The organism is Stenotrophomonas sp. YJH_SMC_64 (assembly GCF_059371375.1).
This window is the reverse complement of sequence record NZ_JCAFUN010000006.1, coordinates 114,603-139,695: the sequence shown is the minus strand read 5'-3', so window position 1 is coordinate 139,695 and position 25,093 is coordinate 114,603. Positions and strand designations below refer to the sequence as shown.

17 protein-coding genes and 1 riboswitch are annotated in these 25,093 nt (G+C 66.8%); of the genes, 11 read left to right on the top strand and 6 right to left on the bottom strand.

Annotated elements, in window-relative coordinates; all coding sequences use genetic code 11:
• Window positions 1–109 precede the first annotated feature (109 nt).
• The 3 genes from AC5P9L_RS08040 to thiC form a co-directional block, all read right to left on the bottom strand.
• Complete coding sequence (locus AC5P9L_RS08040) at window positions 110–2,440, bottom strand: winged helix-turn-helix domain-containing protein (protein WP_227415623.1); 2,331 nt, start codon at window positions 2,438–2,440, stop codon at window positions 110–112.
• A gap of 269 nt (window positions 2,441–2,709) precedes the next feature.
• Window positions 2,710–3,381 carry an ion channel gene (locus tag AC5P9L_RS08035; protein ID WP_005410941.1) on the bottom strand — a complete coding sequence of 224 codons (672 nt, stop codon included), beginning with the start codon at window positions 3,379–3,381 and terminating at the stop codon, window positions 2,710–2,712.
• Between the two features lie 139 nt (window positions 3,382–3,520).
• Window positions 3,521–5,365: a phosphomethylpyrimidine synthase ThiC gene (thiC, locus tag AC5P9L_RS08030; protein ID WP_088429322.1), complete on the bottom strand. Its 1,845-nt coding sequence runs from the start codon at window positions 5,363–5,365 to the stop codon at window positions 3,521–3,523.
• 82 nt (window positions 5,366–5,447) lie between these two features.
• Window positions 5,448–5,548: riboswitch (TPP riboswitch) on the bottom strand.
• Between the two features lie 220 nt (window positions 5,549–5,768).
• Between thiC and AC5P9L_RS08025 the strand changes: the two genes are divergently transcribed.
• On the top strand, window positions 5,769–7,346 hold the full coding sequence (locus tag AC5P9L_RS08025) for a BCCT family transporter (RefSeq protein WP_005410943.1): 1,578 nt from the start codon (window positions 5,769–5,771) through the stop codon (window positions 7,344–7,346).
• Window positions 7,347–7,900: 554 nt separating this feature from the next.
• On the opposite strand, the gene ggt is transcribed toward AC5P9L_RS08025, so the two are convergent.
• Window positions 7,901–9,619: a gamma-glutamyltransferase gene (ggt, locus tag AC5P9L_RS08020; RefSeq protein WP_227415415.1), complete on the bottom strand. Its 1,719-nt coding sequence runs from the start codon at window positions 9,617–9,619 to the stop codon at window positions 7,901–7,903.
• A 662-nt stretch (window positions 9,620–10,281) separates the two neighbouring features.
• Between ggt and ilvC the strand changes: the two genes are divergently transcribed.
• The 9 genes from ilvC (at window position 10,282) to leuB (ending at window position 19,935) form a co-directional block, all read left to right on the top strand.
• Window positions 10,282–11,256, top strand: a complete 975-nt coding sequence (gene ilvC, locus AC5P9L_RS08015) for a ketol-acid reductoisomerase (RefSeq protein WP_005410945.1) — start codon at window positions 10,282–10,284, stop codon at window positions 11,254–11,256.
• 38 nt (window positions 11,257–11,294) lie between these two features.
• Entirely contained in the window at window positions 11,295–13,031 is a 1,737-nt protein-coding gene (gene ilvG, locus AC5P9L_RS08010; protein ID WP_227415417.1) for an acetolactate synthase 2 catalytic subunit, read from the top strand.
• A complete protein-coding gene (locus AC5P9L_RS08005; RefSeq protein WP_005410947.1) occupies window positions 13,015–13,266 on the top strand; it encodes an ACT domain-containing protein in 252 nt (83 codons plus the stop codon). The genes ilvG and AC5P9L_RS08005 overlap by 17 nt, the downstream gene beginning before the upstream one ends.
• 96 nt (window positions 13,267–13,362) lie before the next feature.
• Window positions 13,363–14,454: a threonine dehydratase gene (locus tag AC5P9L_RS08000; protein ID WP_033835631.1), complete on the top strand. Its 1,092-nt coding sequence runs from the start codon at window positions 13,363–13,365 to the stop codon at window positions 14,452–14,454.
• On the top strand, window positions 14,451–16,037 hold the full coding sequence (locus AC5P9L_RS07995; RefSeq protein ID WP_227415418.1) for a 2-isopropylmalate synthase: 1,587 nt from the start codon (window positions 14,451–14,453) through the stop codon (window positions 16,035–16,037). The genes AC5P9L_RS08000 and AC5P9L_RS07995 overlap by 4 nt, the downstream gene beginning before the upstream one ends.
• A 10-nt stretch (window positions 16,038–16,047) precedes the next feature.
• Window positions 16,048–16,827, top strand: coding sequence for a class I SAM-dependent methyltransferase (locus tag AC5P9L_RS07990; RefSeq protein ID WP_227415419.1), 780 nt, complete (start codon window positions 16,048–16,050; stop codon window positions 16,825–16,827).
• Window positions 16,828–16,887: 60 nt separating this feature from the next.
• Entirely contained in the window at window positions 16,888–18,306 is a 1,419-nt protein-coding gene (gene leuC / locus AC5P9L_RS07985) for a 3-isopropylmalate dehydratase large subunit (RefSeq protein ID WP_043034057.1), read from the top strand.
• Window positions 18,306–18,884, top strand: coding sequence for a 3-isopropylmalate dehydratase small subunit (leuD, locus tag AC5P9L_RS07980; RefSeq protein ID WP_005410953.1), 579 nt, complete (start codon window positions 18,306–18,308; stop codon window positions 18,882–18,884). The genes leuC and leuD overlap by 1 nt, the downstream gene beginning before the upstream one ends.
• Window positions 18,874–19,935, top strand: coding sequence for a 3-isopropylmalate dehydrogenase (gene leuB, locus AC5P9L_RS07975; RefSeq protein ID WP_012481204.1), 1,062 nt, complete (start codon window positions 18,874–18,876; stop codon window positions 19,933–19,935). The genes leuD and leuB overlap by 11 nt, the downstream gene beginning before the upstream one ends.
• 101 nt (window positions 19,936–20,036) lie before the next feature.
• On the opposite strand, the gene AC5P9L_RS07970 is transcribed toward leuB, so the two are convergent.
• On the bottom strand, window positions 20,037–20,810 hold the full coding sequence (locus AC5P9L_RS07970; RefSeq protein ID WP_005414410.1) for an SDR family oxidoreductase: 774 nt from the start codon (window positions 20,808–20,810) through the stop codon (window positions 20,037–20,039).
• Between the two features lie 117 nt (window positions 20,811–20,927).
• Between AC5P9L_RS07970 and AC5P9L_RS07965 the strand changes: the two genes are divergently transcribed.
• The gene (locus tag AC5P9L_RS07965) at window positions 20,928–21,833 is read left to right on the top strand and encodes a LysR family transcriptional regulator (RefSeq protein WP_060380455.1); all 906 of its coding nucleotides are present in this window, start codon (window positions 20,928–20,930) and stop codon (window positions 21,831–21,833) included.
• Window positions 21,834–21,927: 94 nt separating this feature from the next.
• Here AC5P9L_RS07965 and AC5P9L_RS07960 read toward each other — a convergent pair whose 3' ends face one another.
• Window positions 21,928–25,089, bottom strand: a complete 3,162-nt coding sequence (locus AC5P9L_RS07960) for an efflux RND transporter permease subunit (RefSeq protein WP_005410957.1) — start codon at window positions 25,087–25,089, stop codon at window positions 21,928–21,930.
• Window positions 25,090–25,093: the final 4 nt, after the last annotated feature.

Sequence of the window (25,093 nt, the reverse complement as noted above, 5' to 3'; positions counted from 1 at the left end):
ACCACGGGTTTGCCTGATACAGGCTTCCGTTTTGCCTAATCAGGCGTCAGCCCGTCAGGAAAATCCACCGAGATCGCCACGAATTCGCGGCGAGAACTCCACGAAAAAATCACGAAGAGATATTTTTCTTCAGGATCAATGACTTGAGAAAGGCCGGGAACAGTGCTGGCGTCGACTGGGGCAGCTGCATGACGCCGATGTCGGCACCATCGCTGACCGCCAGGGCGACGTACAGATCCCGGCCATCGGCGCTGGCACTGATGCCGTTGCCCGCGCTGAGCCGCTGCCGGTCCAGGCAGCGCTCGGGGGCTTCGGTGCCGGCCTGGATATGGATCAAGGTCGTACCGCATTCGGTCGAGTTGCCGAGATAGCCGATACCACCGGTGCCCGCCACCGTCCAGGTGCGATAGCGCCATCGGCTGGGCCGGTCTTCACTGACCTGCTGCACGCTGGCCGGGGACAGTGCCGCATCCACCGACCACAAGCCGCCGGACGCCAGGCGTGTGAACAGCACGCGGCCATCGCCCCGATCGAAACGCGCCTGGGAGACGCCGTCGATACTGGCCAGGCGGCGCCAGGGGGTCACGCTGCGATCGAACAGGCTCAACCGGGTGCGTTGCTCCGCATCGCGCTCGACTACCAGCAGCTGCTCCGGGGTTGCCCCGTACAGGGCCTGCAGCGGCTGATCCACCGGAACCGGCAGCGGTTGCAGGTGCTCGTCGCGCGGGGCGATCTCGTAGACAACGGTACGCCCATGCTCGTCACGCCCGACCACCAGCAGCTGGCGGCTGTCGGCCGACCAGTCCGGCGCCTGCCGCCCCTCCGGACGCAGGCCCTCGATCGGCCGCAGTGAGTCGGGCCGCTGCATGTCCGCCCACCACAGCGCGAAACTGCCGGAACGATCGGAGGTGAAGACCAGCTGGCGACCGTCGGGCGCCGCCATCGGCTGCCCGTCGCGCCCACTGGACGCGAACAGCCGCTCGGCGCTGCCGCCGGCCATCGGCACCTTGAACACGCCGAACTGGGCACGGCGGTGAACGAAGGCCAGCACGTCGCCGTGGCGCGACACCGCAGGCCATTGTGCGTCGTCGAGGCCGGCATCACGCAAGGTGCGGCGCTCCACGTCCAGGTAGTACAACCGCACCTCGCTGTCCACGCGCCGGCCGAACACGATGCTGCGCCCATCGCCCAGCCAGGCCCAGCCACGCTGTTCGGCGGATTCGTTGGTCAACTGCTCCAGCTCACCGCCTCCGGCCGGCATCCGCCACAGGTCGCCCATCTGTGGATTGCGCACGAACACCAGCCACTTGCCGTCGGGCGAGTAGCGTGGCGCGTAGTCAAAATCATCCTGATCGACCGCGTAGTCCAACGCCCGCCACTGGCCGCTGGCCAGGTCGAGCACACGGATGCCGCGATGGGCATAGCGGCCCACCATGCTGCCAAAGACCAGGCCGCGGCCATCCGGTGTCCAGTCGAAGCTGAGCAGCTCGGTTCCATCGCAACGGGTCGCCTGGCGCACGCCGCCGCCAGTGGCGCTGGCGATCAGCACCTGGCAACCGCCGTCGGCTCCAAAGCGGGCAAAAGCGATCTCGCGCCCGTCCGGTGACCAGCTCGGGAAACGGTCACTGGCCCCCTTGGGCGGCAGCGCCAGCTGCCGGGCCGGCGCATTGCCCGAGGTCTGCACCTTGATCACACCACCTCCGGCGCCATCCTCGTTGGCGCCTTCGTAGGCAACCTGGGAGCCGTCCGGCGAAAGTGTGGGATAGGTTTCAAAACCACTGGTGGCGGTGATCAGGCGATAGGGACGCTGCGGGCTGCCGATCACCCGCACGCCGTTCTCGACCGCTGCATCCACCGGTGAACTCGGCTCCGGCCCGCGCCGCAGCAACAATGTGGCCATGACCAGCAGCGCGGCCAGCATCATCACACCCAGCACCCACAACAGCTGGCGGCGCAGCTGGCGCCAGCCACGCCGGCGTGAAGGCGCTGCCTGCACGGCCAGCGCCGGAATCGTGCCGGCACCGTCCGGCGACGGCATCACATCCGCAATGGCCAGCGCGTCCACTTCCGCCACCGGCTCGAAGTCGTCCAGCGCCTGCACCGGTACCAGCAGCCGATAGCCGCTCTTGGCGATGGTCTCGATGTAGGCCTGGCCATTGTCGTCGTCGTTGGCGAACGCCTTGCGCAGCTGGGTGACGGCCTGGGTCAGCACGTCATTGGTCGGCAACGTATCGGGCCAGACCTCGGCAAACAGCTCTTCACGGGTGACCACGCGCCCAGGCTGCCGCATCAACACGCGAAGTACGCCCAGCGCTTTCGGCGTCAGCCGTCGCGGACGGCGCGCGCCTTCAACCTCGACCTCACGCGAGGACAAGGTGATGACACAGTCGCCGACCTGCACGCGGTCGGCGTCAATGGGCGTGAGTTCGCTGCTGTTCATTTTCCGCTATACAGTAGGGACGGGACCTGGGCAGGGCTCACCAGCAATACCGTCCCCACCGTCCCTGGACAGGGCCATCGAAAAGCCAGATTCCGCACAAAGCATCGGCGCATACCGCAAAAACAATAACGCCCCCGGATATTAGCCTAAGCCGGTTACCCCGCCTATGACGGGGTCGACACTCAGGCTCTCTCTCGCCGACGCATTCACATAATCTGCATCACCATTCGCGCCCTTTTGGGCGCGAAATTTTTATCTGGCGTTCATTTTCACATGCGCCGAAGCATGGTCAATCCGACCAGACGCGACACCACAAGGCCGATATACATGACGCCTGCGAACTGTTCGAGCATCACCAGGGCCCGTGCCTGCGGGTGCAACGGCACGACGTCACTCAATCCAACTCCGGACAACAAGCTGAAGCTCAGATAAAGCAGCTCCATCCAACTGCGCTCGGGGCCAGCAGTCGCACCTTGGAAACTGCCTGGATACCACTGTTGGCACACCGCGAATGCAAAGGCGAACCCCCAGGCCAGCAGGGTGAAAGTTGCCCCGGCCGCGAACAGTTCGTCGCGTGTTACTCGATGGTCCTGCAGCATGTAGGCGATCAATGCCCCGGCCGTATAGAAGTACAGCAGGCTTTCCAGCAGCTGCGCGGTGGTCAGCAGCGCGCTGCGGTCAAGCAGGGCGCCAGCCAGCGAGAACACCACCGATGGAATGGCCAGCAGCAATGCCAGCCAGGTTCCCAACGGACTGCGCTGGACCACCCACAGCGCCAGGCCGAGTACCGCCATGCCGAACATGCCCAGCGCCGCCCGGCCAGCGGCGGTGTCATCGAGGGCGGGATACAGCAGCACCGCGATCAACTGGGCGGCCAGGAGCCAGGCCGAAGGATGGCGGCGGGCGATGGCCAGCCAGCGGGTGGTCGTGGCAACGGGCATGGCGTCCTTTCCCCTGGGCGATGCGCGGAGGATAGCCGGGCGCGGCGTGATGAACGGTAGTGCCGGCCATTGACCAGCACTCTCCCCGGTCCCGTGCACGACGGAATGCCGGCCGGCGGCCGGCACTACCCGTTACCCGTCACCCCTGGCGGTAGACCTCGGCCCCGCCAGCACGGAACTCCTGCGACTTCTCCTTCATGCCGGCCTCGGCGTAGTCGCGCACGTCCTGGGTGATCTTCATCGAACAGAAGTGCGGTCCGCACATCGAGCAGAAGTGGGCCAGCTTGTGCGCGTCCTTCGGCAGCGTCTCGTCGTGGAATTCCTTGGCCTTTTCCGGATCCAGGCCCAGGTGGAACTGGTCCTCCCAGCGGAACTCGAAGCGCGCCTTGCTCAGCGCGTTGTCGCGTACCTGTGCGCCCGGATGCCCCTTGGCCAGGTCGGCCGCGTGCGCGGCAATGCGGTAAGCCATGATGCCGTCACGCACGTCCTGGCGGTTGGGCAGGCCCAAGTGCTCCTTCGGCGTCACGTAGCAGAGCATGGCCGTGCCAAACCAGCCGATCATCGCCGCGCCGATCGCACTGGTGATGTGGTCGTAGCCCGGCGCGATGTCGGTCGTCAGCGGCCCCAGCGTGTAGAACGGCGCTTCGCCGCATTCGCGCAGCTGCTTGTCCATGTTTTCCTTGATCAGCTGCATCGGCACGTGGCCGGGGCCTTCGATCATGGTCTGCACATCGTGTTTCCAGGCGATCTTCGTCAGTTCACCCAGCGTTTCCAGTTCGCCGAACTGCGCCGCGTCGTTGGCATCAGCGATGCAACCCGGGCGCAGGCCGTCGCCCAGCGAGAAGGTCACGTCGTAGGCCTTCATGATTTCGCAGATGTCTTCGAAATGCGTGTAGAGGAAGTTCTCCTTGTGGTGCGCCAGGCACCACTTGGCCATGATCGAGCCGCCGCGGCTGACGATGCCGGTAACACGCTTGGCGGTAAGCGGCACGTAGCGCAGCAGCACGCCGGCGTGGATGGTGAAGTAGTCCACGCCCTGCTCGGCCTGCTCGATCAGGGTGTCGCGGAAGATCTCCCAGGTCAGTGCCTCGGCGCGGCCGTCAACCTTCTCCAGGGCCTGGTAGATCGGCACGGTACCGATCGCAACCGGCGAGTTGCGGATGATCCATTCGCGCGTCTCGTGGATGTGCTTGCCGGTGGACAGGTCCATCACCGTGTCACCGCCCCAGCGGATCGCCCACACCAGCTTCTCCACTTCCTCGGCGATGCCGGAAGACACCGCACTGTTGCCGATGTTGGCGTTGATCTTGGTCAGGAAATTGCGGCCGATGATCATCGGCTCGCTTTCCGGGTGGTTGATGTTGTTGGGCAGCACCGCACGGCCACGGGCGATTTCGTCGCGCACGAACTCCGCGGTGATGATCTTCTGGATCGACGCACCGAACGCTTCGCCCGGGTGCTGCTGCAGCAGGCCGGCATCGCGGATCGCGTCCAGGCGCTGGTTCTCGCGGATGGCGACGAATTCCATTTCCGGGGTGATGATGCCGCGGCGCGCGTAGTGCATCTGGGTGACGTTGGCACCGGCGCGTGCGCGGCGTGGCAGGCTGCGCGCGGGGAAACGCACCGCGTCAAGCTTCGGGTCATGCTCGCGATCGCGACCGAACGAAGAACTCAGTCCTTCGAGCTGCTCGGTATCACCGCGCTCTTCCACCCAGCCGCGACGCAGTGCCGGCAAACCGGCGGAAAGATCGATGCGCACCTCCGGGTCGGTGTACGGGCCCGACGTGTCGTAAACGGTCACCGGCGCATTCTCTTCGCCGCCGAACAGCGTCGGCGTACGGGTCAGCGCGATCTCGCGCATCGGCACCTGCAGATCCGGGCGTGAACCGGGCACGTGGATCTTGCGCGAGCCGGGAATGGGCCGGGTCACGGATGCGGAGAGTTGCTGGGCCTGTTGCTGCAGGGCGGAGAGCTGTGCGTTCATCGGGCATCGTCCAGGAAGGTCAGGGACGAAGCGGCGGCGCACGGCACCCGCGCACGGACGGTCCTTGGGCGGAGTCCGGGCACGGCTGCATTGCAAAGCTTCCCTACGCCGGTATGAGCCGGATCAGGTTCCAAGGGACTGTCTCAACCGTGGCCACATGGCCCGGTACCCCCGCTTCTTGGTGCGCATTAGAGCATAGACCGCCCGCCTCCGGGACCAGGTCGCCATTCGTTAACGGAACCATGACGCCGCGTTCAGTAACGTGCACGCCATCGCGTTGCTGAGATCGATGCGTTCCCCGCCGCCTTCGCGGCCCCTGCCCGGTCCGTGCTGCATGCCGCCGGCCCTTCGCCGCAAGCTCTGCTCGCTCCCCTCAATCCCCCTTGATCGGAGAAGCTCCTTCATGGTGTTTCGCGTTTCCATCGCACTGGTTCTGCTGCTGGTGCTGCTCGCCGGTATCGCCCCCGGCCCCTTCAACACCGTGGTCCAGTCGATGCTGGCGGAAGTCATCCGCAGTGTCGGCTGGCTGTACCTGCTGGTGGTGTTCCTGGCGCTGGTGTTCCTGATGTACCTGGCGTTCGGCCGCTTCGGCAATCTGCGCATCGGCGGCGAGGACGCCGAACCCGAGTTCTCGCGTGCCAGCTGGATGTCGATGCTGTTCGCCGCCGGCATGGGCATCGGCCTGGTGTTCTGGGGTGCGGCCGAGCCCATCTCGCATTTCAGCAAGCCGCCGGAAGGCCTGGCGCCGCAAAGCCTGGATGCGGCGCGCGCATCGATGCGCTATGCGTTCTTCCACTGGGGCCTGCACCCGTGGGCGATCTACGCACTGATCGGCCTGGCGATGGCCTGGTTCCAGTTCAACCGCAATGGACGCGGCCTGGTCAGCGACATGCTGCAGCCGATCATCGGCCGCCACCATCGCGGCTGGATCGGTCGGGTGGTCAACATCGCCGCCGTAGTTGCCACCGCGATCGGTGTCGCCACCACGCTCGGCTTCGGCACCATCCAGATTGCTGCCGGTATCGAACGCGTCTTCAGCGTGCAGGCTACCGTCGCCGTGCAGATGACCATCATTGCCGTCGCCTTCGTGCTGTACATGGCCTCCACCGCCAGTGGCGTGGAGCGAGGTGTGAAGTGGCTGTCCAACTTCAACCTGGCGTTGGCTGCCCTGCTGGCGGCCATCCTGCTGGTGCTGGGGCCGACCGGCTTCATCTTCGATACGTTCACCACCACCCTGGGCTCCTACCTCAACCAGCTGGTGACGATGAGCCTGCGCATGTCACCGTTCTCCGGCAGCACCTGGGTGGCGGACTGGACGATCTTCTACTGGGCCTGGTGGATCTCGTGGGCGCCGTTCGTGGGATCGTTCATTGCGCGCATCTCGCGCGGCCGCAGCGTGCGCGAGTTCGTGATCGGCGTCGTGCTCGCACCGACGCTGCTGGGCTTCTTCTGGTTCGCGGTGTTCGGCGGCACTGCGTTGTGGGCACAGATCTTCGGCCACGCCGATCTGGTGCAGGCGCTTGGCAATGGCTACGAGACGGTGTTGTTCACACTGTTCGACAGCATGCCGCTACCGCTGTTGCTGTCGTGCATCGCGCTGGTGCTGCTGATGATCTTCTTCGTGACCTCGGCCGATTCGGCGGTCCTGGTGCTGGCCAGCATGTCCACCGACGAGGCCGGCGACCCACCGTTGAAGCGCAAGCTGGCCTGGGGCATTGCGGTGGCACTGATCGCAGCGGCGTTGCTGCTGGCCGGAGGTCTGGACGCGCTGCAGGGCATGATCACGATCGCGGCATTGCCATTCGCGCTGCTGATGGTGCTGGTGATGGTGTCGCTGTACCGGGTGCTGGACCAGGAGTACACGCGGGAGCGGCGGCAGGCGCAGCGCCAGCGGCACATGATCGATGCGTGGATCGCACGCGAGATGGCGGCGCAGGAGGAGACCCAGGCGGAGGCAGCGCGCGCGCACGATCAGGATTGAGGGGGTTTTGCAGCCTGCGGCTGCACCGCTTCTTTCAAGCAACGGCAACAGCAAAAGCGGCTCTGGGACTCTGAGGGTCTGGCGGGGAGGGGGCCGATGGCGGGACACGCCGCAAGTACGTCCTTGTAGGCTCGGCCACGGCATCCATGCCGTGGACGGTCCCGCCATCGGCCCCCTCCCCGCCTCCGACAATCTCCCGGTGACGGCAGTAGATCCACGCCACGCGTGGATCAGGTGTATCGGAAAACAAGAAGGGGTCGGATCCGTTTTCCTTCGGAAAACGGATCCGACCCCAACCCACAGCGCGCGGCTGTTGCTGTTGCTGTTGCTGTTGTCTTTGCTTTTGATCTTCTTCTTTCTCTTCCTGCGGTGGCGGCCGCAGGAAACTGTCCGTGGCCGGGCGGGTGGGTTGGCTGGGGGCGTGAGCCGCATGGATGCGGCGACCGAGCTTACATGGACGTACTTGCAGCGGCCCCCAGACAATCCACCCGCCCGGCCAAGCCCCGTATCACTGCCACCACCGCAGAGGGGGCTCAGCCCGTTGGCCGGGAAACTCAGTACCCCGCCGCCTGCCCATCCTTGCGACTCTCCGAAGCTCCGTAATAAACCCCGCTCTCGGGATCGCGCATGATCGCCTGGTACCCGCCATAAGGCCCATCGGCGAACACGATGCGATGCCCCTTGCGCATCAGCGCACGCACCGTCTCGTAGGGGAAGCCGGTCTCCAGATTCACTTCGCCGCCGTCGGTCATCGCCGTGGCCTGGCCGGTCGGCTCGGTGGAACCTTCATGCTGGATGCGCGGCGCATCACCGGCTTCCTGCAGGTTCATCCCGAAATCCACCAGGTTCATCACGATCTGCGCATGGCCCTGCGGCTGCATCGCGCCGCCCATCACGCCGAAGCTGGCATACGGCTTGCCGCCCTTGGTGATGAACCCCGGAATGATGGTCTGGAATGGACGCTTGCCCGGCGCGTAGCCGTTGGGATGGTTCTTCTGCAGCACGAACATCTCGCCACGGTCCTGCAGGATGAAACCCAGACCGGGCGGTGCCATGCCGCTGCCCATGCCACGGTAGTTGGACTGGATCAGCGAAACCATCATGCCGTCGGCGTCGGCCACGGTCATGTAGATCGTGTCGCCCTCCTCCAGCTGCTTCGGCGTGCCCGGCTGCACTTCCTTCAACGCCTTGTCCATCGAGATCAGCGCACGACGCCGCGCGGCGTACTCCTTGGAGATGAGCTTCTGCACCGGTGCCGGCTGGAACGCCATGTCGGCGTAGAAACGCGCACGGTCGGCAAAGGCCAGCTTCTTCGCTTCGACAAACAGGTGCACGTGTTCCGGTGAACCGAACGGGATCTTCGAGAAGTCGTAGCCTTCCAGCACGTTGAGGATCTGCAGTGCGGCGATGCCCTGGCTGTTCGGCGGCAGTTCCCACACGTCGTAGCCACGGTAGTTGCTGCTGACCGGTTCGACCCACTCGCCATGATGGTCAACCATGTCCTGGTAGCTCAGGTAGCCACCATTGGCCTTGAAGTAGTCACCGATGGTGTGGGCGATCTCGCCCTTGTAGAAGGCGTCGCGGCCACCGTCGGCGATCTTCTGCAGGGTGCTGGCCAGGTTCGGGTTCTTCCACATCTCGCCCTTGCGCGGGGCGTGGCCGTTGATCGTGAACTGCTCCTTGAAGCCCGGGTACTGCGACAACTTGGGTACCGAACGGTCCCAGTAGTAGGCGATCACCTCGGCCACCGGGTGACCCTCGCGGGCGTAGCGGATGGCCGGCGCCAGGTTGTCGGCCATCGGCTTGCGACCGAAGCGGTCGTGCAGCGCGAACCAGCCGTCGACGGCACCCGGCACCGACACCGGCAGTGGACCGGTGGCCGGGATGTCCTTCAGGCCACGGCGCTGGAACTCGCCCAGGGTGAGCGACTTCGGCGAGCGGCCCGAGCCGTTGTAGCCGTAGAGCTTCTGCGTCTTCGGGTCCCACACGATGGCGAAAAGGTCGCCGCCGATGCCGTTGCCGGTCGGCTCCATCAGGCCGAGCGCGGCGTTGGCGGCAATCGCCGCGTCCACTGCCGAACCGCCGCCCTTCATCACGTCCAGCGCGATCTGGGTGGCCAGTGGTTGCGAGGTCGCGGCCATCGCATGCGGGGCGATCACCTCCGAACGGGTGGCGAAGGTGTGGCCGGTGATGCGGTCGGCGCCGAAGGACAGCGCGGGTACGGCAGCCAGTACGGCGGCGGCGAGCAGGGAACGGGCAAGGCGTCGGGACACGGTCGGGTTCCGATGGACGGGTGGTTCCCCGATCTTCGCCGCTGCGGCCTTCACGCGGTATCGGACAGACGTCATGGACGTTGATCCTTGGGCGGAAAAATCCACCGGATTCCGCGCAAAAACCGCCCCGAAAGGAGTGAATTCGGGTTCACCGAAACACTTTCAGCAGCAACCATCCTTGTGCCGCAAGCGATTGCGCTGGATGCAGCGGAAACCGATAGAAAATCCGTCGCGAGGGTTGACATCGTCGAAATGGCTGTGTTTCTCTCGATCACATGTTGCATCACAACACGCCACCGCGAACCCACATCGAAGCCGCCGACACCGGCGCCGCTTCGCTGCGTTCGATTCTTGTGCTCGTACTTATTACCCAACCAACAGGTGCGGGACGAGCCAGCGTGTAAGCAACACACACACACCGGAACTCTTCAAAAACCCGCACCCGCCCCGGTGCGGGTTTTTTCATTTCAGAACCTGGTTTCAGACGCAACCACCATGACCAACGCTCATCGCACAACCCGGACCTGCACCACCACGCCTCGTGGTGGCTGCGCCTGTGCGATGCGCGGCGCCTCCTCCTCCACCGCTTTCCCCTGACCGGCCGGCACGTCACCTCGACGACCGGCCGTTCTTTTTTCTTCCCACCGCAAGGAACCTCCCCCATGAGCACCAACGACCTGCCCCAGACCAAGATCGCCGTCATCGGCTACGGCAGCCAGGGCCGCGCCCACGCACTGAACCTGCGCGAATCCGGCTTCGACGTGGTGGTAGGCCTGCGTCCGGGCGGCCCGACCGAAGCCAAGGCGCAGGCCGATGGCTTCACCGTGATCGCGCCCGCCGAGGCAGTGAAGGACGCCGACCTGGTTGCCGTGCTGACCCCGGACATGGTGCAGAAGAAGCTCTACAACGACGTGCTGGCGCCGAACATGAAACAGGGTGCATGCCTGCTGTTCGCGCATGGCCTGAACGTGCATTACGGGATGATCGAGCCGCGTGCCGACCTGGACGTGGTGCTGGTCGCGCCGAAGGGCCCCGGCGCACTGGTGCGCCGTGAGTACGAGATCGGCCGTGGCGTGCCGTGCATCTGGGCGGTCTACCAGGACATCAGCGGCAAGGCCGCGCAGCATGCGCAGGCCTATGCGGCCGGCCTCGGCGGTGCGCGCGCCAACCTGATCCAGACCACCTTCAAGGAAGAGACCGAGACCGATCTGTTCGGCGAGCAGGCGGTGCTGTGCGGCGGTGCCTCGGCGCTGGTGCAGGCCGGATTCGAGACCCTGGTGGAAGCCGGCTACCAGCCGGAGATCGCCTATTACGAAGTACTGCACGAACTGAAGCTGATCGTGGACCTGTTCTATGAAGGCGGTATCTCGCGCATGTTGGAGTTCATCTCGGAGACCGCGCAGTACGGCGACTACGTCAGCGGCCCGCGCGTGATCGATGCCGGCACCAAGGAGCGCATGAAGGAGGTGCTGAAGGACATCCAGGACGGCACCTTCACCAAGAACTGGGTGGCCGAGTACGAAGCGGGCCTGCCGAACTACAACAGGTTCAAGCAGGCCGACCTGGAGCACCCGATCGAAAAGGTGGGCAAGGAACTGCGCGCCAAGATGGTCTGGTTGCAAGGACAGGCCGCGTAACCACGCGGCCTCCCCCACCCGCTTTGCAAGGTTCCCCCATGAACTCTTCGACACATCGCAGCGCGCCGCCCAACGGCGCGCGCTGGCTGACCCAGGCGCTGGAGGCCGAAGGCGTCCGCACGCTGTTCGGCTATCCCGGTGGCACCATCATGCCGTTCTACGACGCGCTGGTGGATTCGTCGCTGAAGCACATCCTGGTACGCCATGAGCAGGGCGCGGCGCTGGCCGCCAACGGCTTCGCCCGCGCCAGCAACCAGGTGGGCGTCTGCGTGGCCACCTCCGGCCCGGGCGCCTCGAACCTGGTGACCGGCATTGCCGATGCGATGCTGGATTCGGTACCGATGGTCTGCATCACCGGCCAGGTCGGCACGCCGCTGCTGGGCACCGACGCCTTCCAGGAACTGGATGTGTTCGGCCTGACGATGCCGATCGTCAAGCACAGCTGGCTGGTGCGCAGCGTCGATGACCTGCCGCGCGTGGTGGCCGATGCGTTCCGCATTGCCCGTGAGGGTCGCCCAGGCCCGGTGCTGATCGACCTGCCCAAGGATGTGCAGCTGGCCGATGCCAGCCATCTGCCGGCGCACGTGCCCAGCAGCGTCGAACCGCCGCCGGCGCCGGCCGAGGCCGCCATCGCCGAGGCCATCGCCGCGCTGGCGGCGGCCGAGAAGCCGGTGGTCTACGCAGGTGGTGGCATCGCCCTGGGCGATGCCGTGCAGGACCTGCGCGACTTCGTCGAGGCCAGTGCCATCCCCACCGTGATGACCCTGCGCGGCCTGGGTGCACTGCCGGCCCACCATCCGCAGTCGCTGGGCATGCTGGGCATGCACGGCACCCGCGCAGCCAACATGGCGGTGCAGGAAAGCGACCTGCTGCTGGTGCTGGGTGCGCGTTTCGATGACCGCGCCACCGGCAAGCTGGCCGAGTTCGCGCCATTTGCCCGCGTCGTCCACATCGATGCGGACGCCTACGAGATCTCCAAGCTGCGCAGTGCCGACGTCGCCGTGCCTGGCAATGTCGGTCACGCCATCCGCGCCCTGCGTGCGGCCTTCCCCTCCCCCAAGGCCCACCAGGACGCGTGGCGCAAGCGCTGTGCGCAGCACCGCGACCGCTTCGCCGCCCGCTACGACGCACCGGGCCAGCACATCTACGCCCCGGCGCTGCTGAAGCGACTGAGCGAGCTGGCCCCGGCCGATGCGGTGATCGCCTGCGATGTCGGCCAGCACCAGATGTGGGTGGCCCAGCACTGCCGCTTCAACCATCCCCGCAACCACCTGACCAGTGGCGCACTGGGCACGATGGGCTTCGGCCTGCCAGCGGCGATGGGTGCGCAGTTCGCCTGCCCGGAGCGCACCGTGGTACTGGTGTCCGGCGACGGCAGCTTCATGATGAACGTGCAGGAGCTGGCGACCATCGCCCGCTGCCGCCTGCCGGTGAAGATCGTGCTGCTGGACAACAGCTCGCTGGGCATGGTGCGGCAGTGGCAGGAACTGTTCTTCGCCGAGCGTTACAGCGAGATCGACCTGTCCGACAACCCGGACTTCGTAGCCTTGGCGCAGGTGTTCGGCATTGCCGCCACCCGCATCGACAACCGCGACGACGTGGAAGGCGGCCTGGCCGCGCTGCTGGCCGAGCCCGGCCCGGCGCTGCTGCACGTGGCCATCGATGCACGCGCCAACGTGTGGCCGCTGGTGCCGCCGAACACCGCCAACAGCACGATGCTGGAAAGCAATCCCGCCCACGCCCGCCAGGAGACCCCCAATGCAATACCGGCTTGACCTGGTGCTGCACCCGGCCGAGGGCGCGCTGCTGCGCGTGATCGGCATGGCAGAACGCCGCGGCTTTGCGCCGCGTGCGATCAGCGGCGCACCGGTGGCCGCCGACGATGGCCGCTGGCACCTGCAGCTGGTCGTCGATGGCCAGCGCCCGGCGGAAACGCTGTGCCGGCAGATCGAGAAGATCTACGACTGCGTGTCCGTGCAGGTCACCGCCGTGGAAGGAGTATCGCCATGAACACCCGTACCGTAGCGACCACGGTGCCGGTACGGAGGCGTCTTCTTCGCCGCCCGTGCCCGCATGCGGCGGTCTTCCGTACCGCGCCGGTGGCCCATGCCGGCCGCTGACACCAGCCAGGAAAGCGATGTCGGCGACGTAAGCGTCGCCGACGTCCTGGCAGCGCAGGCCCGCCTGCGCCGCTTCCTGCCGCCCACCCCGCTGCACCACGCCGAACGCTTCGGTACCTGGCTGAAGCTGGAGAACCTGCAGCGCACCGGTTCCTACAAGGTACGCGGCGCATTGAATGCACTGCTGGCCGGCCGCGAACGCGGCGACACCCGGCCGGTGATCTGCGCCTCGGCCGGCAACCACGCCCAGGGCGTGGCCTGGGCCGCCTATCGCCTGGATGTGCCGGCCATCACTGTGATGCCGCATGGTGCACCCGCCACCAAGATCGCCGGCGTCGCCCACTGGGGCGCGACCGTGCGCCAGCACGGCAACAGCTATGACGAAGCCTACGCCTTCGCGGTCGAACTGGCACAACGCCACGGCTACCGCTTCCTGTCCGCGTTCGACGATGCCGACGTGATCGCCGGCCAGGGCACGGTCGGCATCGAGCTGGCCGCGCATGCCCCGGACGTGGTGATCGTGCCGATCGGTGGCGGTGGCCTGGCTTCCGGCGTGGCCCTGGCGCTGAAATCACAGGGCGTGCGCGTGGTCGGCGCGCAGGTGGAAGGCGTTGATTCGATGGCACGCGCGATCCGCGGCGACGTGCGCGAGATCGCACCCGTCGCCTCGCTGGCCGACGGCGTGCGGGTGAAGATCCCCGGCTTCCTGACCCGTCGCCTATGCACCTCGCTGCTGGACGATGTGGTGATCGTGCGCGAAGCCGAACTGCGCGAAACCCTGGTCCGGCTGGCACTGGAAGAACACATCATTGCCGAGGGTGCCGGCGCGCTGGCGCTGGCCGCTGGCCGCCGCGTCGCGGGCCGCCGCAAGTGCGCGGTGGTCTCCGGCGGGAACATCGATGCCGGTGTGCTGGCCGGCCTGCTAACCGACATCCGACCGCGCCCGCCGCGCAAGCCACGGCGACGGCGCAGCGAAACACCCCGCTCGCCCGCCAAGGCCAGCGCGCCGCCCTCCCCCATGCCTTCCCCTTCCCACCTGCAAGCCGCAACGCCCGCTGTCGAGGAGATTTCCCTGTGACCACCATCGAACGAATTACCACCCCGCGCATCCGCATCTTCGACACCACCCTGCGTGACGGCGAGCAGTCCCCCGGCTGCAGCATGAGCCCGCCGCAGAAGCTGGTGATGGCGCGTGCGCTGGACGAACTGGGCGTGGACATCATCGAGACCGGCTTCCCGGCCAGCTCGCAGTCCGACCGCGAAGCGATGGCACTGATCGGCCGCGAACTGCGCCGCCCGAGCCTGACCCTGGCGGTGCTGTCACGCTGCCTGCAGGCCGATATCGAGACCTCGGCACGCGCACTGGAAGCCGCGGCCAACCCGCGCCTGCATGTGTTCCTGTCGACCAGCCCGCTGCACCGCGAGCACAAGCTGCGCATGACCCGCGAACAGGTACTGGAGTCGGTACGCAAGCACGTATCGCTGGCCCGTTCCTATATCAACGATGTCGAGTTCTCGGCCGAGGATGCCACCCGTACCGAGCTGGACTACCTGATCGAAGTCGCGCGCGTGGCGATCGCCGCCGGCGCCACCACCATCAACCTGCCCGACACCGTCGGCTTCACCACGCCGGAAGAAATCCGCGCGATGTTCCAGCAGGTCATCGCCGGCGTCGCCGACGTGCCGAACGCGGCCAACGTGATCTTCAGCGCGCACTGCCACAACGACCTGGGCCTGGCCGTGGCCAACTCGCTGGCCGCCATCGAAGGCGGCGCGCGCCAGGTCGAGTGCACCATCAACGGCATCGGCGAACGCGCCGGCAACTGTTCGCTGGAAGAGATCGCGATGGTGCTGAAGGTGCGCCAGGCCTTCTACGAGCAGGACAGTTCGATCAACACCCCGCGCATCGTCGGCACCTCGCAGCTGCTGCAGCGCCTGGTCGGCATGCCGGTACAGCGCAACAAGGCCATCGTCGGCGCCAATGCGTTCGCCCACGAATCGGGCATCCACCAGCACGGCATGCTGCGCCATCGCGGTACCTACGAAATCATGCGCCCGGAAGACGTGGGTTGGGAGGACTCGCAGATGGTGCTGGGCCGCCACAGTGGCCGTGCCGCCGTTGAAGCTCGCCTGCGTGCGCTGGGCTTCTGGCTGGACGAAGACGAACTGAAGCTGGTGTTCGAGCAGTTCAAGGGCCTGTGCGAACAGCAGCGCGTGGTCACCGATGCCGATCTGCAGACGCTGATGCAGGGCGGTTCCAACGCACAGGGCTACCGCCTGGCCTCGATGACCATCAGCGATGTCGGCAGCCGCGCCAACGCACTGGTCGAACTGTCCGATCCGGATGGCAACCGCGTGGCCGAGACCGCGCAGGGCGACGGCCCGGTCGATGCGCTGTTCGGCGCACTGTCGGCCGCCACCGGCGTGCAGCTGATGCTGGACAGTTACCACGTGCACAGCGTCGGCATCGGCGCCGATGCGCGCGGTGAGGCCAACCTGAGCGTGCGCCACGAAGGCGTGGAGTACGACGGCACCGGCACCAGCAAGGACATCATCGAAGCCTCCGCGCTGGCCTGGCTGGATGTAGCCAACCGCCTGCTACGCCAGCGCCAGGCCACCACCCACAACAGCACCGACGTTCCCACCCCTGCCACCGCCTGAGGAACCCGCCATGAGCGCCTTCGACACCTTCACCCCGGCCAGCGTCGCTGGCCAGCAGTGGAACGCCCAGGACTATGCGATCGACGCCGGCTTCGTCCCGCTGCTCGGCGGCGCGGTCTCGCGCCTGCTCGACCCGCGCGCCGGTGAGCGCATCCTCGACCTGGGCTGTGGCGATGGCGTGCTCAGCACCGAACTGGCGCTGAGCGGCGCACGCATCCACGGCGTGGATGCTTCGCCGGAACTGGTGGTCGCCGCCCGCGCACGCGGTGTCGACGCGCAGGTGATGGACGGCCACGCGCTGTCGTTCGACAGTGAGTTCGATGCAGTGTTCAGCAATGCCGCACTGCATTGGATGACGACTCCGGACCGCGTGCTGGAAGGCGTGCGCCGCGCCCTGCGCCCCGGCGGCCGCTTTGTCGCCGAATTCGGTGGCCACGGCAACGTGGCCACGATCATCGCGGCGGTACAGGCCGCGCGCGTGGCCCACGGCCATGGCGCCAGCACCTTCCAGTGGTATTTCCCGACGGCCGATGCCTACGCCGACCGCCTGCGCCAGCATGGCTTCCAGGTGCAACTGATCGAGTGCACGCCGCGCCCGACCGCACTGCCGACCGGCGTGGCCGGCTGGCTGCGGGTCTTCGCCGCACCACTGCTGGACGACCTGCCGGCCGAGGCCCGCGCTACCGTGCGCGAGGCCGCCACCGCGTTGCTGGCCGAGCTGCCGCGCAATGCCGCCGGCCAGCCGCTGGCCGACTACGTGCGCCTGCGCGTGCTCGCCCGCCGCCGCTGACTTGACCGTTCCGCTTTCTCTACTGATGTTCGCTATTTCGTACTTCTGCCAGGCATACGCATGACTTCCGCACCCCGCACCCTGTACGACAAACTGTGGGACGCCCACGTGGTGGTTCCCGAAACCGACAGCGCGCCCGCCGTGCTGTACATCGACCTGCACCTGATCCACGAGGTGACCTCGCCGCAGGCGTTCACCGAACTGCGCGAGCGCGGCCTGTCGCCGCGCCGGCCGGACCGCACCAAGGCGACGATGGACCACTCCACGCCAACCCTGCCGCCTGCCGCCGACGGCACGTTGCCCTACGCCAGCGCTGCGTCCGAAGCGCAGGTCGCCACCCTGGCACGCAACTGCGCCGAACACGGCATCGAACTGTTCGACATGGCCTCGGACAACCGCGGCATCGTCCACGTGATCGCGCCGGAACAAGGCTTCACCCAGCCCGGCATGACCATCGTCTGCGGCGACAGCCACACCTCCACCCACGGTGCGTTCGGTTCACTGGCCTTCGGCATCGGCACCAGTGAAGTCGGCCACGTGCTGGCCACGCAGTGCCTGCTGCAGCGCAAGGCGAAGACCTTCGCGATCACCGTCGATGGCCCGCTGGCGCCCGGCGTCGGCGCCAAGGACGTGGTCCTGCACATCATCGGCGTGATCGGCGTCAACGGCGGCACCGGCCACGTCATCGAGTTCCGTGGCAGCACCATCGAAGCGATGGACATGGAACAGCGCATGACCCTGTGCAACATGTCGATCGAGGCGGGTGCGCGTGCCGGCATGGTGGCGCCGGACCAGGTCACCTTCGACTTCGTCGCCGCTACGCCGCGCGGGCCGAAGGGCGCCGATTTCGACGCCGCCGTGGCGCGCTGGCAGCAGCTGCGCAGCGATGAGGGCGCGCGTTTCGACAGCGAAGCGCACATTGACGCCGCCGACATCCGCCCGACCCTGACCTGGGGTACCCATCCGGGCACGGCTATCGCGGTGGATGCGCCGATTCCGGCGGCCAACGATGCCGCCGCACAGAAGGGCCTGGACTACATGCATTTCCAGGCCGGCAAGGCGCTGGCCGGAACGCCGGTGGACGTGGTGTTCGTCGGTTCGTGCACCAACGGTCGGCTGAGCGACATGCGCGAAGTGGCGCAGGTACTGCGCGGTCGTCGCGTCGCTGACCGGGTGCGCATGCTGGTGGTGCCGGGCTCGGAGATCGTCAAGCGCGAAGCCGAGGCCGAAGGCATCCACGAGATCGTGCGCGCGGCCGGTGCCGAGTGGCGCGAGCCGGGCTGCTCGATGTGCATCGCCATGAACGGCGATCTGGTCGCACCCGGGCAGCTGGCCGTGAGCACCAGCAACCGCAATTTCGAAGGCCGCCAGGGCCCTGGTTCGCGCACGCTGCTGGCCTCGCCGATGAGCGCGGCGTGGGCCGCGGTGAACGGGCACGTCGCCGATACCCGCGAACTGTTCGCACAGGAGGTGGCGTGATGGCCGGTTTCCGTACCCTGACCTCGGCCAGCGTGGTGCTGCGCCAGACCAACATCGACACCGACCAGATCATTCCGGCGCGGTTCCTGTCCACCACCGAACGCGCCGGCCTGGGCCGCAACGCGTTCAATGACTGGCGCTGGCAGGCCGACGGTTCGCCGGTGGCCGACTTCGCCTTCAACCAGCCGCACAACGCCGGCCGCAGCATCCTGCTGGCGGGCCGCAACTTCGGCTGCGGTTCTTCGCGCGAGCATGCACCGTGGGCATTGACCGATCTGGGCCTGCGCGCCATCGTCAGCAGCGAGATCGCCGACATCTTCCGCGGCAACTCGCTGAAGAACGGACTGCTGCCAATCGTGCTGGACGAAGCCGACGTGCAGGCGCTGATGCAGCGCCCGGACGACGAGCTGACCATCGACGTGGCCGCGCGTGAGCTGCGCACGCCCGATGGGCGCGTCTATTCCTTCCCGCTGGATGGCTTCTCGCAGACCTGCCTGCTGGAAGGCGTCGACCAGTTGGGGTATCTGTTGGGCCGTGTCCCTGAAATCGAACGCTACGAGAGTGAGCATGCACGCTGAAATTGTTGTCCTGCCCGGTGATGGCATCGGCCCGGAAGTGGCCGCCGCGGCAGTCGCCGTCCTGAAGTCTGTCGCCACGCGCTTCAACCACACCTTCACCTTCAGCGAGCACGACATCGGTGGCATCGCCATCGACCGCCACGGCGAGCCGCTGCCGGCCTCTACGTTGACTGCCTGCCAGGCCGCCAACGCGGTGCTGCTGGGTGCGGTCGGCGGCCCGAAGTGGTCCGATCCCAACGCCAAGGTGCGCCCGGAACAGGGCCTGCTGGCGATCCGCAAGGCGCTGGGCCTGTATGCCAACCTGCGCCCGGTGCGTACCCATGAGGCCGCGCTGCACGCCTCGCCGATCAAGGCCGAGCTGCTGCAGGGCGTGGACTTCGTGGTGGTACGCGAGCTGACCGGCGGCATCTACTTCGGCGACAAGACCCGCGACGCCGACAGCGCCAGCGACCTGTGCCGCTACACCGTGGCCGAGATCGAACGCGTGCTGCGCAGTGCCTTCCGTCTGGCCCGGCAGCGCCGCGGCAAGGTCACCTCGGTGGACAAGGCCAACGTTCTGGAGACCTCGCGCCTGTGGCGTGACGTGGCCGCGCGCATCGGCCGCGAGGAATTCCCGGACGTTGCACTGGAGCACCAGCTGGTCGATTCCATGGCCATGCACCTGCTGGCCAAGCCGCGCGAGTACGACGTGATCGTGACCGAGAACATGTTCGGCGACATCCTCACCGATGAGGCCTCGATGCTGGCCGGCTCGCTCGGCCTGCTGCCGTCGGCCTCGCTGGGCGAACCCGGTGCAGTCGGCATCTACGAGCCCATCCATGGTTCGGCCCCGGACATCGCTGGCAAGGGCATCGCCAATCCGTACGCGACGATCTTCAGCGCCGCGATGCTGCTGCGCCATTCGCTGGGGTTGGAGGACGAAGCCGCAGCGGTGGAAGCGGCGGTGCACGCGGTGCTGGACGACGGCGTGTTCACCGCAGACCTAGCCGCCCGGGGTTCCGCCGTGAGCACGGCGGCCGCCACCGACGCGGTGCTGGCCAAACTCAACTGATCCGATAGCGCCACGCCACGCGTGGCGCCTCTCCCTTCGCACATTGCGGGCAGCCCCCCATGGGGTGGCTCTACTGTAGAGCCACGCCATGCGTGGCTGCTTTACTTGGTGGTGTAACCGCCATTGACCAGGATGGTCTGCCCGGTCATCCACCAGCCGTCGGTGACCAGGAAGCGGATCCACGGCACGATGTCGGCGATGTCGGTCAGGCCGGTGCGGGTGAACGCCGAGAGCGCGGCCGCGGTCTTGTGGTACGCCTGCGCATCGGCACTCTCGGCCGGGTAGAAGAACGGCGTGTCCATCGGGCCCGGCCCGATCGCAGTCACCGAGATGCCGCGCTCACCGAACTCCTTGGACGCCGCGCGGGTGAAATGCTCAACCGGCGCCTTGGTGCCGGCATAGCTGGAATAGAACGGCGTGAACGCACCCAGCAGTGAGGTGACCAGGGTGCAGATGCGGCCACCGTCGTTGACGTGGCGTCCAGCCTCCTTGAGGAAGAAGAACGCGGCCTTGGCGTTGACCGCGCTCATCTCGTCGTACTCCGCTTCGCTGATCTCCAGCAGCGGCTTCTTCAGCACCTTGCCGACCGTATTGATGGCGATGTCGGGACGGCCGACTGCGGCCACGGCATCGGCGAACAAGCGCTCCATCGCTGCCGCCGACGTCAGGTCGCCCTGCAGGGCAACCGCCTTGCTGCCAGCGGCCTGCACGGCGGCGACGGTCGCCTCTGCATCGGCCTGGGTGGCGGCGCTGTTGTAGTGGATGACGATGGCTTTGGCGCCCTGGCTGGCGAAGTCGCGGGCGATCAGTCCGCCCAGGTTCTTGGCGCCACCGGCGATCAGCACGGTCTTGCCCTTGAGGGAATGGTCGGTCATGGCCTCGGTCTCGGAAGTGGGCTGCCCGGGGTGGCAACCCTGCCCTGACGACGATATCGTGCAGAAAATGCGGATAAAGCCCGCCGCATTGACTTAACCTTCCAGAGCCAGCGAACAATGGACCGGATCGATCGCTTCCGCATCTTCACCCGGGTGGTGGAGTGCTCCAGCTTCACCCGCGCCGCCGACCAGCTCGGCCTGCCCCGCTCCACCGTCTCGGCAGCCATTGCGGAGCTGGAGCAGCGGCTCGGCACCCGCCTGCTGCAGCGCTCGACCCGACGGGTGGCCACCACCCACGACGGCGACGTGTTCCATGCCCGCTGCCTGCGCCTGATCGCCGAGGTTGAAGACGCCGAATCGCTGTTCCGGCAGGACGATGCGCAGCCGGTGGGTCTGCTGAAGATCGACGTGCCCAGTCGCATCGGCCGCCGCATCATCGCCCCGGCGCTGCCCGACTTCTTCGCGCGCCATCCGCAGGTGGAAGTCGACCTGGGCATGACCGACCGCGCGGTGAACCTGATCGAAGACGGCTGCGATGCGGTGCTGCGGGTCGGCCAGCTGGGCGATTCCAGCCTGGTGGCCCGCACGCTGGGCCAGCTCGACTTCGTCAACGTTGCCGCGCCGGCCTACCTGCGCGAGTACGGTGTGCCGCAGCAACCTGCCGACCTGCAGCAGCACCGGGCGGTGAACTACGCGTCACCGACCACGGCGCGGGTGGAACCGTGGGAGTGGCAGGAGGGTACGCAGCTACGCACATTGCCGATGCCCGGCTGGGTGCGGGTGAACAGTGCAGAAGCGTCGATCGCGTGCTGCGTGGCGGGGCTGGGGCTGCTGCAGATTCCGCGCTACGACGTGCAGGCCGAACTGCAGTCAGGCGCATTGGTGGAGGTGATGCCGCAGCATGTGGCGCAACCATTGCCGGTGACCCTGCTGCAGCCGCATCGGCAGCACCGCGCACAACGCGTGCAGGTATTCATCGAATGGCTGCTGCCAGTGCTACGGAGCGGCCTGCAGCTACAGTAGATCCACGCCATGCGTGGATGTGCACAAGGTGGATGGGGTCAGAGCCCATTCCCAGCGGGAAAGGGATCCGACCCCGGCCGCAGAACCCGGGGCATTACGCCCCGGATTCGTCCGGCTTGACCCGGAACCATGCCGCGTACAACGCCGGCAGGAACACCAGGGTCAGCACCGTGCCGACGATCAGGCCGCCCATGATCGAGATCGCCATCGAGCCATAGAACGCGCTGCGCGACAGCGGAATCATCGCCAGCACGGCCGCCAGCGCGGTCAGTACGATCGGGCGGAAGCGGCGCACCGTCGCATCGATGATCGAATGCCAGCGGTCATGCCCGGCATCGATGTCCTGCTGGATCTGGTCGATCAGGATCACCGAGTTGCGCATGATCATGCCGGCCAGCGCGATCGTGCCCAGCAGTGCCACGAAGCCGAACGGCGCGCGGAACAGCAGCAGGAACAACGTCGCGCCGATGATGCCCAGCGGCGCGGTCACCAGCACCATCGCCGCACGCGAGAAGCTGCGCAGCTGCAGCATCAGCAGCGTGGCCACCACCACCAGGAACAGCGGCATGCCGGCCTTGATCGAGTTCTGGCCACGTGCCGAATCCTCCACGGTACCGCCGGTTTCCAGCAGGTAACCGTTCGGCAGCTCGGCACGGATGCCATCCAGCGTCGGCAGGATCTGATGCACCACGTCCAGGGGCTGCATGCCGTCGCTGATGTCGGCACGCACGGTCACCGTCGGCAGGCGGTTGCGGTGCCAGATGATGCCGTCCTCGAAGCCGTACTCCATCGTCGCCACCTGCGACAGCGTGATGCTGCCGCCGTTGGCGGTCGGCATCGACAGGCTGGACAGCAGCTCCAGCTGGTTGCGCTCATCGGCCGGGCCACGCAGCAGCATCTCGATCTGGCGGTTGCCTTCGCGGTACACGCTCACCGACTGCCCGGCCAGCGAACTGGACAGGAACTGGCTGACCTGGGCACTGCTCACGCCCAGCGCCCGCGCACGCTCCTGGTCGATCACCAGCCGCACCACCTTGCTCGGCTCGCTCCAGTCCAGGTTGACGTTCATCACGTGCGGGTTCTCGCGCACCTTGGCCTCGACCTGGCGCGCAATCGCCTGCACCTTCTCGATGTGCTCGCCGGAAATGCGCATCTGCACCGGATAGCCGACCGGCGGGCCGTTCTCCAGGCGGGTCACGCGCATCTGCACGTCCGGGAACTTCGGAATCACCTCGTGCAGCAGCCAGTCACGGGTGCTTTCGCGCGCCTTGATGTCCTTGGCCAGTACCACGAACTGGGCGAAGTTGGTGGCCGGCAGCTGCTGGTCCAGCGGCAGGTAGAAGCGCGGCGAACCGGTGCCCACGTAGGACACGTAGTTGGCGATGCCCTCGCGGCTGGACAGCAGCTTCTCCAGCTTCTCGGCCTGGGCCTGGGTCGAGCGCAGCGATGCGCCCTCGGCCAGCTCGATGTCCACCATCAGTTCCGGCCGGGTCGAATCCGGGAAGAACTGCTGCGGCACGAAGCGGAACATCATCAGCGAGAACACGAACAGGGCAATGGTCGCGGCAATCACCCACCAACGGTGGCGCAGGCAGCCATCGAGGAAGCGACGGAAGCTGCGGTAGAACGGGCGCTGGTACGGATCGTGGTCGTGCCCGTGCTGCGGCGGCGCGATCAGGTTGGCCAGCGCCGGATAACGATCGGCCCACTGCTGGCGCTTGGCGTGCCAGCGCGCGGACACGCTGCCCGGCTTCGGCGGCTGCGGATTGAACAGGTCCGGCAGCATCTTGTCGCCCAGGTACGGGATGAACAGCACCGCCGCGATCCACGACACCACCAGCGCGATGGTCACCACCTGGAACAGCGAACGCGTGTACTCACCGGTGCTCGAGGCCGCCGTAGCGATGGGCAGGAAGCCGGCCGCCGTGATCAGCGTGCCGGTCAGCATCGGGAACGCGGTGGATTCCCAGGCGAAACTGGCCGCGCGCAGGCGGTCGTAACCCTGCTCCATCTTGGTGGCCATCATCTCCACCGCGATGATCGCATCGTCCACCAGCAGGCCCAGCGCCAGCACCAGTGCACCCAGCGAAATCTTGTGCAGGCCGATGTCGAAGTAGTGCATGACGAAGAAGGTCATCGCCAGCACCAGTGGAATGGTCACGCCCACCACCAGGCCGGTGCGCAGGCCCAGCGAGAAGAAACTGACCAGCAGCACGATCACCACCGCTTCGGTCAGCACCTGCACGAACTCGCCGACCGACTCTTCCACCGACTGCGGCTGGTCGGACACCTTGCGCAGCTGCATGCCCGCCGGCAGGGTCTTCTGCAGGCGCTCGAACTCGGCATCGAGATTGGCGCCGAGCTTGAGGATGTCACCGCCATCCTTCATCGCCACTGCCAGGCCGATGGCCTCTTCACCCATGAAGCGCATCTTCGGCGACGCCGGATCGGCGAAGCCACGCTTGACCTCGGCGATGTCGCCCAGGTGCACGGTGCGGTCACCGGCGCGGATCGGGAACTGGCGGATCGCTTCGATGTCGTTGAACTGGCCGGTCACGCGCAGCTGCACGCGGTCGGTGGCGGTCTCGAAGAAGCTGGTGCCGGTGACCGCATTCTGGTCGGCCAGCGCCTGCTGTACCTGCTGCATCGACACACCCAGCGTGGCCAGGCGGGTGTTGGACAGCTCGATCCACACCTTCTCGTCCTGCAGGCCGACCAGGTCGATCTTGCCGACATCGGGCACGCGCTGCAGTTCCAGCTGGATGCGGTCGGCGTAGTCGCGCATCACCGCGTAGTCGAAGCCCTTGCCGGTCAACGCATAGATGTTGCCGTAGGTGTCGCCGAACTCATCGTTGAAGAACGGACCGACGATCTCGCGCGGCAGCGTCGCACGGATGTCGCCCACGCGCTTGCGCACCTGGTACCACAGGTCCGGGATCTGCCTGGAACGCAGGCTGTCGCGGGCCATGAAGATGACCTGCGATTCGCCGGGGCGCGAATAGGAGCGGATGAACTCGTACTCGCCGGTGTTCATCAGCGCCTTCTCGATCGGCTCGGTCACCTGCCGCGAGACCTGTTCGGCGGTGGCGCCCGGCCACAGCGTGCGCACCACCATCGCCTTGAAGGTGAATGGTGGATCCTCGGACTGGCCCAGGTGCTTGTACGACCACGCGCCGATCAGCGCGAAGGCCAGCATCGCGAACAGCACCAGCGGGCGGTTGGCCAGCGCCCACTCGGAAAGATTGAAGCGGCGCACCGGC

Excerpts from the sequence above, each read along its gene's own strand:
- AC5P9L_RS08040 (WP_227415623.1), bottom strand. The coding sequence starts at position 2,440 with ATGAACAGCAGCGAACTCACGCCCATTGACGCCGACCGCGTGCAGGTC.
- AC5P9L_RS08035 (WP_005410941.1), bottom strand. The coding sequence starts at position 3,381 with ATGCCCGTTGCCACGACCACCCGCTGGCTGGCCATCGCCCGCCGCCAT.
- thiC (WP_088429322.1), bottom strand. The coding sequence starts at position 5,365 with ATGAACGCACAGCTCTCCGCCCTGCAGCAACAGGCCCAGCAACTCTCC.
- AC5P9L_RS08025 (WP_005410943.1), top strand. The coding sequence starts at position 5,769 with ATGGTGTTTCGCGTTTCCATCGCACTGGTTCTGCTGCTGGTGCTGCTC.
- ilvC (WP_005410945.1), top strand. The coding sequence starts at position 10,282 with ATGAGCACCAACGACCTGCCCCAGACCAAGATCGCCGTCATCGGCTAC.
- ilvG (WP_227415417.1), top strand. The coding sequence starts at position 11,295 with ATGAACTCTTCGACACATCGCAGCGCGCCGCCCAACGGCGCGCGCTGG.
- AC5P9L_RS08005 (WP_005410947.1), top strand. The coding sequence starts at position 13,015 with ATGCAATACCGGCTTGACCTGGTGCTGCACCCGGCCGAGGGCGCGCTG.
- AC5P9L_RS08000 (WP_033835631.1), top strand. The coding sequence starts at position 13,363 with ATGCCGGCCGCTGACACCAGCCAGGAAAGCGATGTCGGCGACGTAAGC.
- AC5P9L_RS07990 (WP_227415419.1), top strand. The coding sequence starts at position 16,048 with ATGAGCGCCTTCGACACCTTCACCCCGGCCAGCGTCGCTGGCCAGCAG.
- leuC (WP_043034057.1), top strand. The coding sequence starts at position 16,888 with ATGACTTCCGCACCCCGCACCCTGTACGACAAACTGTGGGACGCCCAC.
- leuD (WP_005410953.1), top strand. The coding sequence starts at position 18,306 with ATGGCCGGTTTCCGTACCCTGACCTCGGCCAGCGTGGTGCTGCGCCAG.
- leuB (WP_012481204.1), top strand. The coding sequence starts at position 18,874 with ATGCACGCTGAAATTGTTGTCCTGCCCGGTGATGGCATCGGCCCGGAA.
- AC5P9L_RS07970 (WP_005414410.1), bottom strand. The coding sequence starts at position 20,810 with ATGACCGACCATTCCCTCAAGGGCAAGACCGTGCTGATCGCCGGTGGC.
- AC5P9L_RS07965 (WP_060380455.1), top strand. The coding sequence starts at position 20,928 with ATGGACCGGATCGATCGCTTCCGCATCTTCACCCGGGTGGTGGAGTGC.